This is a genomic window from Hydrogenophaga sp. L310 (genome assembly GCF_055703065.1).
Genome location: NZ_JBVPZA010000010.1, coordinates 29,873 through 44,498, shown reverse-complemented (window position 1 = coordinate 44,498; position 14,626 = coordinate 29,873). Strand labels below are relative to the sequence as shown.

At 70.0% G+C, this 14,626-nt stretch carries 16 protein-coding genes; 5 read left to right on the top strand and 11 right to left on the bottom strand.

Going from position 1 to position 14,626, the window contains the following annotated elements:
- The first annotated feature begins 34 nt into the window (after positions 1–34).
- Positions 35–1,225 carry a phosphoglycerate kinase gene (locus AC0GNO_RS16565; RefSeq protein WP_472904746.1) on the top strand — a complete coding sequence of 397 codons (1,191 nt, stop codon included), beginning with the start codon at positions 35–37 and terminating at the stop codon, positions 1,223–1,225.
- Here the strand turns inward: AC0GNO_RS16565 and AC0GNO_RS16560 are convergent.
- The 4 genes from AC0GNO_RS16560 to AC0GNO_RS16545 all read right to left on the bottom strand — a co-directional run bounded on the left by AC0GNO_RS16560 (position 1,222) and on the right by AC0GNO_RS16545 (position 4,490).
- Positions 1,222–1,620 (bottom strand): YbaN family protein, encoded by a 399-nt coding sequence (locus tag AC0GNO_RS16560; RefSeq protein ID WP_472904745.1) that lies wholly within the window; start codon positions 1,618–1,620, stop codon positions 1,222–1,224. The genes AC0GNO_RS16565 and AC0GNO_RS16560 overlap by 4 nt on opposite strands.
- The gene (locus AC0GNO_RS16555) at positions 1,617–2,027 is read right to left on the bottom strand and encodes a SirB2 family protein (RefSeq protein WP_472904744.1); all 411 of its coding nucleotides are present in this window, start codon (positions 2,025–2,027) and stop codon (positions 1,617–1,619) included. Before AC0GNO_RS16555 ends, AC0GNO_RS16560 begins: the two co-directional genes overlap by 4 nt.
- A 152-nt stretch (positions 2,028–2,179) precedes the next feature.
- A complete protein-coding gene (locus AC0GNO_RS16550) occupies positions 2,180–3,283 on the bottom strand; it encodes an alkene reductase (RefSeq protein WP_472904743.1) in 1,104 nt (367 codons plus the stop codon).
- Positions 3,284–3,440: 157 nt separating this feature from the next.
- Positions 3,441–4,490 carry a GlxA family transcriptional regulator gene (locus AC0GNO_RS16545; protein WP_472904742.1) on the bottom strand — a complete coding sequence of 350 codons (1,050 nt, stop codon included), beginning with the start codon at positions 4,488–4,490 and terminating at the stop codon, positions 3,441–3,443.
- A gap of 118 nt (positions 4,491–4,608) precedes the next feature.
- On the opposite strand from AC0GNO_RS16545, the gene AC0GNO_RS16540 reads away from it, so the two are divergent.
- The 4 genes from AC0GNO_RS16540 to AC0GNO_RS16525 all read left to right on the top strand — a co-directional run bounded on the left by AC0GNO_RS16540 (position 4,609) and on the right by AC0GNO_RS16525 (position 8,231).
- Complete coding sequence (locus AC0GNO_RS16540) at positions 4,609–5,343, top strand: sterol desaturase family protein (protein ID WP_472904741.1); 735 nt, start codon at positions 4,609–4,611, stop codon at positions 5,341–5,343.
- 45 nt (positions 5,344–5,388) lie between these two features.
- The gene (locus AC0GNO_RS16535; protein WP_472904740.1) at positions 5,389–6,693 is read left to right on the top strand and encodes a tetratricopeptide repeat protein; all 1,305 of its coding nucleotides are present in this window, start codon (positions 5,389–5,391) and stop codon (positions 6,691–6,693) included.
- Positions 6,694–6,737: 44 nt separating this feature from the next.
- Positions 6,738–7,040, top strand: a complete 303-nt coding sequence (locus tag AC0GNO_RS16530) for a DUF2917 domain-containing protein (protein WP_472904739.1) — start codon at positions 6,738–6,740, stop codon at positions 7,038–7,040.
- A 165-nt stretch (positions 7,041–7,205) separates the two neighbouring features.
- Positions 7,206–8,231 carry an LLM class flavin-dependent oxidoreductase gene (locus tag AC0GNO_RS16525; RefSeq protein WP_472904738.1) on the top strand — a complete coding sequence of 342 codons (1,026 nt, stop codon included), beginning with the start codon at positions 7,206–7,208 and terminating at the stop codon, positions 8,229–8,231.
- Between the two features lie 10 nt (positions 8,232–8,241).
- Here the strand turns inward: AC0GNO_RS16525 and AC0GNO_RS16520 are convergent, their stop codons facing one another.
- The 7 genes from AC0GNO_RS16520 to ubiU are packed head-to-tail and all read right to left on the bottom strand — an operon-like array spanning position 8,242 to position 14,586.
- The gene (locus AC0GNO_RS16520) at positions 8,242–9,540 is read right to left on the bottom strand and encodes an acyl-CoA dehydrogenase family protein (protein WP_472904737.1); all 1,299 of its coding nucleotides are present in this window, start codon (positions 9,538–9,540) and stop codon (positions 8,242–8,244) included.
- A 54-nt stretch (positions 9,541–9,594) separates the two neighbouring features.
- Positions 9,595–11,079, bottom strand: coding sequence for a 4-hydroxy-3-polyprenylbenzoate decarboxylase (gene ubiD / locus AC0GNO_RS16515; RefSeq protein ID WP_472904736.1), 1,485 nt, complete (start codon positions 11,077–11,079; stop codon positions 9,595–9,597).
- Positions 11,076–11,675 (bottom strand): UbiX family flavin prenyltransferase, encoded by a 600-nt coding sequence (locus AC0GNO_RS16510; protein WP_472904735.1) that lies wholly within the window; start codon positions 11,673–11,675, stop codon positions 11,076–11,078. The genes ubiD and AC0GNO_RS16510 overlap by 4 nt, the downstream gene beginning before the upstream one ends.
- Entirely contained in the window at positions 11,668–12,108 is a 441-nt protein-coding gene (locus tag AC0GNO_RS16505; protein ID WP_472904734.1) for a putative zinc-binding protein, read from the bottom strand. Before AC0GNO_RS16505 ends, AC0GNO_RS16510 begins: the two co-directional genes overlap by 8 nt.
- Positions 12,105–12,626, bottom strand: coding sequence for a ubiquinone anaerobic biosynthesis accessory factor UbiT (ubiT, locus tag AC0GNO_RS16500; protein ID WP_472904733.1), 522 nt, complete (start codon positions 12,624–12,626; stop codon positions 12,105–12,107). Before ubiT ends, AC0GNO_RS16505 begins: the two co-directional genes overlap by 4 nt.
- A gap of 8 nt (positions 12,627–12,634) precedes the next feature.
- On the bottom strand, positions 12,635–13,534 hold the full coding sequence (gene ubiV / locus AC0GNO_RS16495; RefSeq protein ID WP_472904732.1) for a ubiquinone anaerobic biosynthesis protein UbiV: 900 nt from the start codon (positions 13,532–13,534) through the stop codon (positions 12,635–12,637).
- Between the two features lie 2 nt (positions 13,535–13,536).
- Positions 13,537–14,586, bottom strand: a complete 1,050-nt coding sequence (gene ubiU, locus AC0GNO_RS16490; RefSeq protein WP_472904731.1) for a ubiquinone anaerobic biosynthesis protein UbiU — start codon at positions 14,584–14,586, stop codon at positions 13,537–13,539.
- Positions 14,587–14,626 lie beyond the last annotated feature (40 nt).

The following is a 14,626-nucleotide window of genomic DNA, read 5'->3' as shown; positions in this document are numbered from 1 at the left end:
TCCCCTTCACTTCGCACCTGTTCAAGGCTTCACCATGCAATTCATCCGTTTCTCCGATCTCTGCGCCAGTGGCCAGGCCAAGGGTCAGCGTGTCTTCATCCGCGCCGACCTCAACGTGCCGCAGGACGACGCGGGCAAGATCACCGAAGACACGCGCATCCGCGCCAGCATCCCCGCGATCCAGATGGCGCTGGACGCCGGCGCCGCCGTCATGGTGACGAGCCACCTGGGCCGCCCCACCGAAGGCGAATTCAAGCCCGAAGACTCGCTCGCTCCGGTCGCCGCGCGCATGGGGGAACTCATGGGCCGCAGCATCCCCGTGGTGGCCAACTGGGTTGATGGCGTGTCCGTCGAACCCGGCCAGCTCGTCATGCTGGAGAACTGCCGCCTCAACGTCGGCGAGAAGAAGAACAAGCCCGAACTCGCCGCCAAGCTCGGCAAGCTCTGCGACATCTTCGTGCACGACGCCTTCGGCACCGCGCACCGCGCCGAAGGCAGCACCTACGGCATCGCCGAGACCGCGCCCATCGCCTGCGCCGGCCCCTTGCTGGCCGCCGAAATGGACGCCATCGGCAAGGCGCTCGCCAACCCGAAGCGCCCGCTGATCGCCATCGTCGCCGGCAGCAAGGTCAGCACCAAGCTCACCATCCTGCAGGCGCTGGCCAAGAACGTGGATGGCCTGATCGTTGGCGGCGGCATCGCCAACACCTTCATGCTCGCGGCCGGTCTGAAGATCGGCAAGAGCCTGGCCGAACCCGACCTGATCGGCGAAGCCAAGGCCGTGATCGAAGCCATGAAAGCGCGCGGCGCCGCGGTGCCGATCCCGACCGACGTGGTCTGCGCCAAGAGCTTCAGCCCCGACGCCGTGGCCACGGTGAAAGCCGCGACCGACGTGGCCGACGACGACCTGATCCTGGACATCGGCCCCGAGACCGCGAAGCTGCTGGCCGAGCAACTGAAGAAGGCCGGCACCATCGTCTGGAACGGCCCGGTGGGCGTGTTCGAATTCGCCGCCTTCGAGAACGGCACCAAGGTGATCGCGCACGCGATTGCCGAGAGCAGCGCCTTCAGCATCGCCGGCGGTGGCGACACCCTGGCCGCCATTGCCAAATACGGCATCGAGAAGGACGTGGGCTACATCTCCACCGGCGGTGGTGCCTTCCTCGAAGTGCTGGAAGGCAAGACGCTGCCGGCGTTTGAGGTGCTGGCACGGCGCGCGGGCTAACGCCTCCGGGTTGGAATCCGGAGAACGACCCACGCTCCGATGGCGCCCAGGGCCAGCAGCGCCAGCTGCACCGCCACGCGCCCGCGGAAACTCCAGATGGACACGCTGACCATGACCGCCATGGAGACGACGGCGATGGTCTTGTTGCGCCGTGTCAGGCTGTGGTGCTTTTCCCAGTCGCGCAGCATCGGACCGGTGAGCCGGTGGTTGAGCAGCCAGCGGTGCAGGCGCGGCGAAGCCTTGGCGTAGCAGGCAGCGGCCAGCAGGATGAAGGGGGTGGTGGGCAGGCCCGGCAGCACGACGCCGATCAGGCCCAGCAGCAGCGCCAGCGAACCGGCGGCCCACAGCAGCCCACGCACCAGGCACGAACGGTGGGGCGCCTGGGTGGCGCTCACGGCGCGAACATCCCCAGCGGATGGTGGGCCACCGCGATGCTGGCCATGATGCCCACCACCGACAGTGCCGCGACAAAGGCGAAGGCCTTGCCGGTGCGCGTCGGCGCGCGTTTGAGGGCAAAGCTGCCCAGCACGATGTAGACCACCAGCAGCACCAGCTTGGCGCCCAGCCAGTGGTTGTGCCAGGGGTTCAGCTGCAGCAGCCACCACAGCGTGGCGCCGGCGAGCAGCAGCAGCGAGTCGATGACCGGACTCAGGCCACGGGCCAGGTCGCGCATGGGCCAGGCCTGCCCCGCCAGCACACCCAGGCCGCGCGCCATGAACACCGACACGCTCAAGACCACCAGGGTGATGTGCAGGTGTCGGAGCCAGGGGTAGAGGGCGGCAATCAGTTCGGGGGCGGGCATGGTCCGCGCATCATAGGACGCAGCGGCGGAGCGTGGGGCAAGGTTTCGCCGCTGGGCCGCCCCAAGGCGAAACAGCCCCCTCGGGGGGCAGCGACCCGCGCAGCGGCGGAGCCCCGGCCCGCGCCGACAGAGGCGCGGGACGCAAGGGGGCTTTAGCCCGCCAGCGTCGGGTAGTCGGTGTAGCCCTTCGCACCGCCGCCGTAGAAGGTGGTCTTGTCGGGGGTGTTGAACGGACCGCCCGCGTGCAACCGTGTCACCAGATCCGGGTTGGCGATGAAGGCTTTGCCGAAGGCCACGAGGTCGGCGCCATCGGCCAGCGCCTGGCGCGCCATCGTCAGGTCGTAGCCGTTGTTGACCATCCAGGCCCCCCGGCCGCCGGCTTCGCGGTAGGCGGTTTTGAGCGCGGCGTAGTCGAAGGGACGGTCCGGCAGTTCGCGCGCACCACCGGTGGCGCCTTCGATCAGGTGCAGGTAGGCCAGTTGCAGCGGGGCCAGTTTGCGCACCACATGGTCGAACAGTGGCTGCGGGTCGGCGTCCGAAGCGTCGTTGGCCGGTGTCACGGGCGAGAGCCGGATGCCGGTGCGGTCGCCGCCGATGGCTTCGGTCACGGCGCGCGTCACCTCCAGCAAAAAGCGCGTGCGGTTGGCGATGCTGCCACCGTGGTCGTCCTTGCGGTGGTTGCTGCCGGACTTGAGGAACTGGTCGATCAGGTAGCCGTTGGCGGCATGGATCTCCACGCCGTCGAAGCCGGCGGCGATTGCGTTGAGCGCGGCGTGGCGGTAGTCCATCACGATGCCGGGAATTTCTTCGGCGTCGAGCGCGCGCGGCTCGGAAGTTTCGACGAAGGTCGGCACGCCGTCCTTGATCAGCACCGTCTTGGTGTGGGCGCGGATCGCCGAGGGCGCGACCGGCGCGCCAAAGTGCGGCTGCAGCTCGCGGTGTGAAACGCGGCCCACGTGCCAGAGCTGCACCACGATCTTGCCGCCGGCATCGTGCACGGCCTGGGTCACACGTTTCCAGCCGTCGAGCTGCTCGGTGCCATAGAGGCCGGGTACGTCGGCGTAGCCCTGGCCCTGGTGGGTGATGGCGGTGGCTTCGGTGATCAGCAGGCCGGCGCTGGCGCGCTGGGCGTAGTAGATCGCCATCAGCGGCGTGGGGATGGCTTCGGGCGCGCGGTTGCGCGTGAGCGGGGCCATGACGATGCGGTTGGACAGGCTCAGGGCGCCGACTTGCAGGGGTTCAAACAGGGTGGTCATGGGCGGGTAAGGGCTACAGGGATGGAGATGCGGCCCAGTCTACGCCTCGCCGCCGGCACAGGCCGTCGCCGACGGACGGTGGCGCCACCGAGGGCGCTGCAAAAAAGTGATGCCGGACGCGGCACCCCGTGTCTACCGGGGTGCACGGCACCGGCGATCACACGGTCCGGCCCTGCTGCAGCACCTCGCGCAGGCCCGCGAAGCGCCTGCGGTACTGGGCTGGCGTGAGGTTGACCTCGCGCTTGAACAGGCGCGCGAAATAGCCCGCGTCTTCGTAGCCCACCTGGCCGGCGATGGCCTCGATCGAGTCCTCGCTGCCCTCCAGCAACTGTTTGGCCTCTTCGAGCCGCACGTGGTGCACGTACTGCAGCGGTGACAAACCCGTGGCCTGCTGGAAGCGGCGCACGAAGGAGCGCTCGGCCAGGCCCGAGAGCCGCGTCATCGCCGCCACCGGGCTCGGCTCGCCGTAGTGGTCGGCGACCCAGAGCTGGCAGCGCGTGATGACCGCGTCGTCCGACTGCCGGCTCGCCGAGAGCCGGGCAAACGGCTGCTGGCCACTCTCGTGCCAGTCGATCAGGTACAGGCGCGCCATCTGCATCGCCGCCTCCAGACCCACCAGCCGGGCGATCAGGTACAGCGCGAGGTCTTGCCAGGAGGTGCCGCCACCGGCCATCACCAGGCGCTGGCCTTCGCCCGCGGTCACCAGCGCGCGCCGGCGGTGCAGGCGGATGCCCGGGTGGCGCTGCGCCAGCACGTCGCAGTAGGCCCAGTGGGTGGTGGCGTCCTCGCCTTCGAGCAGGCCGGCTTCGGCCATGAGCAGCGCGCCCGAGCAGGCCGCCGCGATGATGGCGCCCCGGGCATGGGCTTCGCGCAGCCAGGCCGCTTCGGCCTCATAGCGTCCGCGCAGGTCGGTGCTCGGCACCACGAACACCTCGGGGATGCAGATGACCTGCGGGGCCACGGCGTTGGCGATGGAGGTGTCGGGCGCCAGGTGCACGCCGTTGGCAATGGTCAGGGGCTGGCCGTCGGCCGAGACGATCTGCACCCGCAGCAACGAGCGGCCCGGCCGGTCCTCCACCACCAGGGGCCAGTCGCGCCCCACGCCCATGAACATGTCGCTCATGCCGAACAGCATCGAGGCCGCCACCTCGGGCAGCGCCAGGATGGCAACGGTGGCGAGCACGGGGGCGCCGTCGGGGGCGGACATGGCGGTTTTGTCGGGTGGCTGTCGGATTTGACTGCAGGTGAAAACGGGGGGTCTGCCTACAGTGCCTGACCGATTCTAGAACCGTCAAATCCCCTTGCAAACCCTCACTGGAAACACCATGTCCTGGCCCGAAATCCTCACCCTGGCGGTGCTGCCCGCCTTCCTCCTGCTCGATGCCATCACCCACGCCCACGCGGGCCGCGTGCGCGGCTGGCGCTCACGGGCCCTGTCCATCACCGTGGTCAACGCCGGGCTGGCGCTGGTCGTCGGCCACCTCTGGAGCCGCTTCTCCGGGGGCCTGCACGTTTTCGACGGGGCCGCCTTCGGCACCGCTGGCGGTGCGGCGCTGGGCGTGCTGGTGTACCAGTTCTTCCACTACGGGTACCACCGCAGCGCGCACCGCTTCGACACCCTCTGGCGCCTGGGCCACCAGATGCACCACAGCGCCGAATCGCTCGACCCCTGGGGTGCCTTCTACTTGCACCCACTGGACACGGCGCTGTTCACCACGATCTCCAGCCTGGTGCTGTTTCCGCTGCTCGGCCTGAGCCCCGCAGCGGGCGCCTGGGCGGTGGCGGTGCTGACCTTCCTCTCGGTGTTCCAGCACACCCGTGTGCGCACACCGACCTGGCTGGGCTACCTGATCCAGCGCCCCGAAAGCCACGCCATCCACCACCAGCGCGGCGTGCACGCGCACAACTACGCCGACCTGCCGCTGTGGGACCTGCTGTTCGGCACCTTCCGCAACGGACCGGCGAACGCGCCCTGGCCCGAACTGGGTTTCCACGACGGCGCCTCTGCGCGCATTCCCGAAATGCTGGCGTTCCGCGACGTGTCGCGCGCCCGGCACTGATCCCTTTCCTTTCTTTTTTCCTCACCCCAACCCTGGAGCATTCCCATGACCACGAAAGACACCGTCGGCTACACCCTCTCGGGCGGCAACGCCCACGCCCTGGACCTGCTGGAGCAGGCCCTGCACCAGTTCCGCTGCTTTGCCGACAACCCCCTGGCCACCGCCGAAGCGGCGCTGGCCGACGCCCCCGACCTGGTGATGGCCCAGGTGCTGCGCGCCTGGCTTTACCTGCTGTCCTCGGAAGCGGCTGGCGTGGCGCCGGCGCGCGAGGCCCTGGCCGCCGCGCGCAAGCTGCCGCACAACGAACGCGAGGCCTGGCACTTGCGGGCCATCGCGCAGCTGTGCGACGGCCAGTGGCGCGCCGCCGCGCTCACGCTGGAAGACCTGAGCGTGCACTACCCGCTGGACGCGCTGGCCCTGCAGGCCGGCCAACAGCTCGACTTCTTCGTGGGGGATTCGCGCATGCTGCGCGACCGCATTGCGCGCGCCCTGCCCGCGTGGTCCGCTACCCTGCCCGGCTGGCACGCGGTGCTGGGCATGCAGGCCTTCGGGCTCGAAGAAACCGGTGACTACGCACGCGCCGAGCGCCTGGGGCGCCTGGCCGTGGACCTGCAGCCCCGCGACGCCTGGGCGCAGCACGCGGTGGCCCACGTGCTGGAGATGCAGGGCCGGCGCGACGAAGGCATCGAGTGGATGCGTGGCAACGAAGGCTGGCAGACCGACAACTTCCTGGCCGTGCACAACTGGTGGCACCTCGCGCTGCACCACCTCGCGCAGGGCGACCTGGCCGAGGTGCTGGCCCTGTACGACGGGCCGATCCACGGCCACCGCCCCGAGATCCATGTGGAACTGGTGGACGCGAGTGCGCTGCTGTGGCGGCTGGACCTGCAGGGGGCGGACGTGGGCGCACGCTGGGAGCGACTGGCCGAACGCTGGGCACCCTTCGCGGGCGACGGTCACTACGCTTTCAGCGACTGGCACGCGGCCATGGCCTTCGTGGCCGCCGGACGCGAGGACCTGTTGCAGACGCTGCTGCAGGCCCAGCGCAACGCGATGGCCAGCGAGGGCGACAACGCGGCCTTCATGCGCGAGGTCGGCTCGGTGGTCACGCAGGCCTGCATCGCCTTCGGCCAGCAGGACTGGGCGCGTGCGGTGGCCCTGCTGCGCCCGGTGCGCAGCCAGTCGCACCGGTTCGGTGGCAGCCATGCGCAGCGCGACCTGATCGACCTCACGCTGATCACCGCGGCCCAGCGCAGCGGCCAGAAAGCCCTGGCGCGCGCGCTGGAGCAGGAGCGCCTGGCCCTGGCCCGGCAGCGCCTGCCCGCGCGGCGCGAGGCGCTGGCCGCGTGAGTTTCTTCCTTCAACCCTTTCGCCGGTCCTGCCGGCCCCGCACCATGCACACCGTACAGCTGTCCCTGCCACCCACCCTGGGCCGGTTCCGCCGGTCGCGCCCGGCCGCCCGCCCGCGCCCCACCACCGACACCTGGGTGCTGCCCCGGTCGTCCCTGTACCGCATCGCGAGGCCGCTGGGCTGGCGCATCCAGTGCATCGCCGGCCGGGCCTGGATCACCCACGACCGCGACCCGCGGGACATCATCCTGGAGGCCGGTGAAAGCCACACCTGCGACCGGCCCGAGCGCCTGATCGTGCAGGCCCTCGAAGCGCTCACCCTGCGGGTGCTTCCGCCCGCCGGGTGAGCCGGATGGCGGTGCGTTGACCGCGTTTCCCGTGCGTTGGCGCTCCGGTGGGGCCATCAAGGGCCGCTGATCCGGTGGGTGGAGGCGGCGCGCCGGGGGAGGGGTACAGGGGTCTTTCGCGGGCTCACCGACCGGCGGGATGCAAAGCATCTGACAATGCGGTCCATGAATCCCATGCCCAAGCCCCTGCAAGACATCCGCCTCTCCCTGCTCGATCTCGTGGCCGTGCGCGAAGGCGGCTCGGTGGCCGATGCGCTGGCCATCACCGTGCGCACCGCGCAACACGCCGAAGCCCTGGGCTTCACCCGCTACTGGCTGGCCGAGCACCACAACATGAGTGGCATCGCCAGTTCGGCCACGGCCGTGCTGGTGGGCCACATCGCTGGCGCCACGCAGCGCATGCGCGTGGGTTCGGGCGGCGTGATGCTGCCCAACCACGCGCCGCTGGTGGTGGCCGAGGCTTTTGGCACGCTGGCCGAGCTCTACCCCGGCCGCATCGACCTGGGCCTGGGTCGCGCGCCCGGCACCGACCCGCTGACCATGCGCGCGCTGCGCCGCGACCGGCGCGAGACCGAAGACGATTTCCCGCGCGACGTGGCCGAACTGCAGCGCCTGCTGGGCGATGCGGTGCCGGGCCAGAAGCTGATCGCCATGCCCGGCGCGGGCACCCATGTGCCGATCTGGCTGCTGGGCTCCAGCCTGTTCTCGGCCCAGCTGGCGGCCGAGCGTGGTCTGCCCTACGCCTTCGCCTCGCACTTTGCACCGCGTTACCTGCTGCAGGCGCTGGACCTGTACCGCCACAACTTCAAGCCCTCGGCGGTGCTGGACAAGCCCTACGCCATCGTCGGCGTGCCACTGATCGCCGCACCCACGGACGACGAAGCCGAGTACCTGGCCAGCAGCACCTACCAGCGTGTGCTGGGCATCCTCACCGGCAAACGCGGCCAGCTGCCGGCGCCGGTCGCCGGTTTCATGGAAACGCTGGACACCCAGGCCAGTGCGGCGATCGCCGACTTCCTGGCCTGTGCGGTGATCGGCGGCCCGGACACGGTGCGCGCCGGTTTGCAGAAACTCGCCAACGCGACCCAGGCCGACGAGTTCATGCTGGTGAGCGACGTGTTCGACCCGGCGCTGCGCCTGCGTTCACTGGACATCGCTGCGGCGGCGATGCGCGAGCCGGTGGCGGCCTGAACTGGGCCCTTCAGGCCGACAGGTGTGGCGGCGTGCGCATCTGCTCGGGCGTCGTGAAGTAGGCCGAAGACGCGCCCATGCGCACGCGGGCCCGCTCCAGCTCGTGCCGCGCCACGCTGCGCAGGTGCACCTCGTCGGGGCCGTCGAGCAGGTGCAGTGCGCGGCCCCAGGTCCAGAACTGCGCCAGCGGCGTGTCGGGTGACAGGCCCATGGCGCCGAAGATCTGCATCGCGCGGTCCACCACGCGGGTCTGCAGGCCCGCGGCCACCACCTTGATCGCGGCCACCTGCGCGCGCACGGCGGCGGGTTCGGCACGGTCGGGGTGGTCAAGTAGCCAGGCGCAGCGCAGCACCAGCAGGCGCGCCTGGTCGATCTCGATGCGCGACAGCGCGATCCACTCCTGCACGTTGGCGTAGTCCGCCAGGTATTTGCCGAAGGTCTGGCGCTCCAGCGCGCGTTCGGTGGCGAGCGCCAGCGCCAGCTCGCATTGGCCGATGGTGCGCATGCAGTGGTGCACGCGGCCCGGCCCCAGCCGCGCCTGCGCCATCGCAAAGCCTTCGCCCCAGCCACCGAGCAGGTGGTCGGCCGGCACGCGCACGTGGCGAAAGACGATTTCGCAATGCCCTTCGGGCGCGTGGTGGTGCACCACGCTGATGTTGCGCACCACCTCAATACCCGGCGTGTCCAGCGGCACCAGCAGCATGCTGTGCTGGTGGTGCTTGATGTCCGGTGCACCGCTGTCGTCGGCTGCGTTGCGCGCCATCACGATCAGCAGCTTGCAGTTGGGGTGGGCGACGCCGGTGATGAACCATTTGCGGCCGTTGAGCACGAGGCCATCGCCCTCGCGCCGCACCGTCGTTTGCAGGTTGGTCGGGTCGGACGAGGCCACGTCGGGCTCGGACATGGCGAAGGCGGATCGGATCGTTCCATTGAGCAGCGGCGTGAGCCACTGCGTGCGCTGCGCCGGCGTGGCGAATCGGTGCAGCAGCTCCATGTTGCCGGTGTCGGGTGCGCTGCAGTTGAACACCTCGGCCGCCCAGTGCAGTTTGCCCATGGCCTCGGCCAGCGGCGCGTAGTCGAGGTTGTCCAGCCGGGTGCCCGGTTCGTCTTCGCGCAGCCCGGGCAGGAACAGGTTCCACAGCCCTTCTTCGCGTGCCAGGGTCTTCAGGTCTTCGAGGAAGGGTGGCGGGTAGTCCCCCTGCTGCACCGCCTGGTGCCAGGCCGCGTTGTGCGGCAGCACATAGCGTTGCATGAAAGTCTCCAGTTGCTGCTGGAGCATCTGCGCCCGGGGGCTGTGCTGAAAGTCCATGGGGCGATTGTGGGCAGGGGTTGCGCGCCTGTCAGCGCGTGGGCGACAGCGTTGTCACAGCCCCAGCTGTTCACCCAGCTGGTCCATGCGGGCCGTCACCGCCGGGTCCATGCGCATCACGCGGCCCCATTCGCGCTGTGTTTCACCGGGCCATTTGTTGGTCGCGTCCAGTCCCATCTTGCTGCCCAGACCGCTCACGGGCGAGGCGAAGTCGAGGTAGTCGATGGGTGTGTGCTCGATGGTGAAACTGTCGCGCGCCGGGTCCATGCGTGTGCTCATGGCCCAGATGACTTCGCCCCAGTTGCGCACGTCGATGTCCTCGTCCACCACCACGACGAACTTGGTGTACATGAACTGGCGCAGGTGGCTCCACACGCCCATCATCACGCGCCGCGCGTGGCCGGCGTAGGCCTTGCGGATCTGCACCACCGCCATGCGGTAGCTGCAGGCCTCGGAAGGCAGGTGGAAGTCGGTGATCTCGGGGAACTGGCGCTGCAGCAGCGGGATGAACAGCTCGTTCATCGCCAGCGCCAGCACGGCGGGTTCGTCGGGCGGCTTGCCGGTGTAGGTGGAGTGGTAGATGGCGTCGCGTCGCAGCGTGATGCGCTCGACCGTGAACACCGGAAACTCGGCGCGTTCGTTGTAGTAGCCGGTGTGGTCGCCGTAGGGGCCTTCGAGCGCGTGCTGGAAGCCGCTCGGGTGCAAAGGGTCCGGGTGAATGTGGCCTTCGAGCACGATCTCGGCCGAGGCCGGCACGCGCAGCGGCACGCCCAGGGCGCGCACGACCCCGGTGCGCGCACCGCGCAGCAGGCCGGCGAACTGGTACTCACTCAGGCTGTCGGGCACCGGCGTGACCGCGCCCAGGATGGTGGCCGGATCGGCACCCAGCGCCACCGCCACGGGGTAGGGCTGGCCGGGGTGCAGCCGGCCGTGGTCGCGGAAGTCGAGCGCGCCGCCGCGGTGCGCCAGCCAGCGCATGATGAGCTGGTTGCGCGAGAGCACCTGCTGGCGGTAGATGCCCAGGTTCTGGCGCGGCTTGTGCGGGCCCTGTGTGATCACCAGGCCCCAGGTGATGAGCGGGGCCACGTCGTCGGGCCAGCAGTGCTGGATCGGCAGGCGCGCGAGGTCCACGTCGGCGCCCTCCCACACGACGTCCTGGCAGGGCGCCGACGCGTGCTCCTGCGGCGTCATGTGCCAGAGTTTCTTGAGCAGACCGCCCAGGGCCACCATGTCTTTCAGCCCGCCCGGCGCCTGGGGCTCCTTGAGCGCGGCGAGCACCTCGCCGAACTGGCGCAGATCGGCCAGACTGTCCACGCCCATGGCGCGCGCCACGCGGTTGGTGGTGCCAAACAGGTTGCCCAGCACCGGCATGCTGTGGCCGGTGGGTCGCTCGAACAGCAGGGCCGGGCCGCTGGCGCGCAGGACGCGGTCGCACAGCGCGGTCATCTCCAGGTGCGGGGAGACCGGCTGGCTCACGCGCCGCAGTTCGCCCGCGGTTTCCAGTTGCGCGATGAACTCGCGCAGGTCCTTGTAAGTCATGCGGGCGCGATGTCCATGCCCTGCCAGCGTTGGCTCAGCGCGTGCGGCACGTCCAGCAGGTCGAGCACGCGCGCCACGCTGGCGTCCACGATGTCGTCGAGCGTTTTGGGCCGCAGGTAGAAGGCGGGCATGGGTGGGCAGACGATGGCGCCCATCTCGGTGACCGTGGTCATGTTGCGCAGGTGGCCCAGGTGCAGCGGGGTCTCGCGCGTCATCAGCACGAGCCGGCGGCGTTCCTTGAGCATCACGTCGGCCGCGCGGGTGACCAGGTTGTCCGACAGGCCGTGGGCGATGGCCGCGAGCGTGCGCATGGAGCAGGGCGCGATGACCATGCCGTCGCAGCGGAACGAGCCGCTGGCCGGCGCGGCGCCGAGGTGGGCCGCGTCGTGCAGCGTGTGCACCAGCGGGCGCAGCGCGTCATGCGCGAGCTTCAGTTCGTGGCGCAGCGTGAGCCAGCCGGCGTCGGACACGACCGCGTGCACCTGCACACCGGACATCGCGCCCAGCACCTGCAGCAGGCGCAGGCCGTACACCGCGCCGCTGGCGCCGGTGATGGCCACCAGCAGGCGCCGCTGGGCGGAAGGGGCCTCAGTCATGCAGGGCCTCTGGTTCGGGTTCCGTCGCCGTTGCAGCCGTCGGTTCGGTCGCGGCGAGCTGGTGCAGACCGGCGCTCACCTGCGCCAGCACCTGCTGGGCCTGCTCCGGGTCGAAGTCTTCGTGCTGGCGCTTGCGCACGCCATAGGTCTGCAGCTGGTGGTGCTGGTCGGGGACGATGCCGTGGCGCGCCAGGCTGCTCTTCACGCACACCAGCGGGCAGCCATCGAGCGCCACGATGGGGCGGCCCGAGCGCGCGGTTTTCAGCAGCGAGGGCACGTCGCCGCCGACGCCGGCGATGCACGACATCTCGGCCAGACCGGCGCGGTCCAGGCGCACGGCCACGTGGTTGGCCAGCTGCGCGGCACTGGAGCAGCCCGAGCAGGCGTAGACCAGCGGGCGGGCTGCGGCAGTGCGGCTCGCTGGCGTGCTCATCGCTGCCAGGGGCGCGAGCCGGCGGCTGGGCTGGACAGGCGTGCGCGCAGGCGCTCCCACACGCGCGGCGGCGCCCAGTGCTGCGCATCGAACACCGGCAATTCCAGAGCGTCGAGCGCGTTCTTGACCACGAGGCCGAGCTCGGTGTCGCCCTCCATCGAAAGGCGGCGGTTGAAGAACAGCGTGTCGGGGTCGTCCTGGCGCCGGGCCAGGCGCACGAAGTCGTGCGCGTTGGCGCTCAGGGTCAGCTCGGTTTCGGGCTGCGGCGGGCAGGCGCGGAACAGCGTGCCGCGCCAGACGAAGTCGAAGCGCAGGCCGGCGTCGCGCACCAGGATGCGGATGCGCTGGCCCTCCAGGCGCTGGCGCACGTCGGCCGGCAGCTGGCGCGCGAGCACGAGGTTGAGCGCGGTGACCAGCAGCATCGAGCCGGGGTAGGCCGGCAGGCGCCCGAGCAGGGCGCCCACCGGAGCGGGCAGCACGTGGTGGGTGTCGGGACGGGCGGTGGTGGTCGTGTGCATGGGGGCTTTCAGGCGAGGGCGGGTTCGATGCGTTCCTGCCCGGGCTGGCCGTGCCAGTAGCCGTTGCAGTCGCGGTCGGGCAGCAGAGGCAGCAGGGCAGCGCGTGCCGCCGGGCCATTCAGCGCTTCGCGGCGCACCGCGTCGTACAGGCCGATCACCTCCGCCGTGTGCAAGGACTGCGGGCTGATGCGCGCCACGTCCACGCCGAGGGTGCACAGATCGTCCCAGGCATCGATCAGGCTGTGCACCCGCGCCGACTGGGTCTGGATGCCGTTGAGCACCAGGAACTCGGCCTGCTCGCGCGTCTTGAGCATCAGGCCGTCGGGGTGGTGAATGCAGCTGAAGCGGCAGTCGTCCTTGGGCAGGTTGCGGTGGCGCGCGGTGAAGCAGCGGGCCGAGAAAGCGAGCGGCAGGCGGCCGTGCACGAACACCTCGGTCTGCAGGCCGGCCGGACGCGCCTGTTGCAGCAGGGCCAGGTCTTGGCGCGGCATCTCCAGCGGAGCGACCCAGCGCTTGGCGCCCATCGACGCCATCCATTGCAGCGAGGGGCCGTTGTAGATGTTGAGGTGCGGGCCGGCGACGAAACCGCGCTGACCGGCCAGTGCACCCACCGCACCCATGTCGTTGGCCTCGACCATGAAGTCGGTGTTCGCCGCGACCTTCTGCATCGCGCTCACGTCCGAGCCCGACTCCATCAGCACCTGGGTGGACAGCACAGCGGTCTTGCCCGCAGCGCGCATCAGCTCGGCCACGTCCAGCCAGTCCGACAGGCGCAGCTCGTGGCGGCGCGAGCAGGTGACCTCGCCGAGGTAAACGATGTCCACCGCCGTCGCGGCCATGGCCTCGTAGAAGTCGAACACGGTCTGGCGCGGCCAGTAGTACTGCAGGGGTCCGAGAGAAAGTTTCATGTTCACTTCCATGGACGGTGGTAGGCGCCCAAGGTGTGTTGCTGACCTTCCGCGACCTGGTCGAGCGAGGCCATCCAGGCGCTTTTGGGCGTGTAGTGCTGGGGCTGGGCAACGCAGTGGTCGATGGCTTCGCGCCAGACCTTCGTGACCTGGGCCACGTAGGCCGGGCTGCGCTGGCGGCCTTCGATCTTGATCGCGCGCACGCCCATCTGCAGCAGCTGCGGCAGCAGCGAAAGCGTGTTGAGGCTGGTGGGCTCTTCGATCGCGTAGTAGCTCGTGTCGTCCTCGACGTCGAAACGCCCCTTGCACAGCGTGGGGTAACCCGCGCTCTCGCCGGTGGCGTAGCGGTCGATCAGCACGCCGTTCAGGCGCGACTCCAGGCCCTTCGGGGTTTCCTGCCAGCGCACCGCCTTGGCGGGTGAACACACGCCGTGCGTGTTGGGCGATTCGCCGGTCACGTAGGACGAGAGCGCGCAGCGCCCTTCGACCATCACGCACAGGCTGCCGAAGCCGAACACCTCGATCTCCACCGGCGTCTTCTGCACCACCTGGCGAACCTGATCGAGCGAGAGCACGCGCGGCAGCACGGCACGCGAAATGCCGAACTCGCGGTGGTAGAGGTTGATCGCTTCGGGGTTGGTGGCCGAACCCTGCACCGAGAGGTGCAGCCGCAGCTGCGGGTGGCGCTGCGTGGCGTAGCGCATGAGGCCCGGGTCGGCCAGGATCACCGCGTCCACGCCCAGGTTCACCGCCTTGTCCATCGCCTCGCGCCAGCGCTCCGGCTGCGCGGCCTGGGGGTAGGTGTTGAGCGCCATGAACACCTGGCAGCCGCGCGCATGCGCATAGGCCACGCCGGTCGCGATGGCCGCGTCGTCGAAGTTCAGGCCGGCGAAGTTGCGCGCGTTGGTCGCGTCGCGCAGGCCCAGGTAGACGCAGTTGGCGCCGTGGTCCACCGCGGCCTTGAGCGCGGGCAGGCTGCCGGCCGGGCAGACCAGGTCCAGGGTGTGGGGGTTCTCTAGCGTGTGGTCAAGGGCCATGGAAGGGACGGTCATGAAGGCGGCACCGCGGACAGTCCGGTGCCAGGCGGGCGCG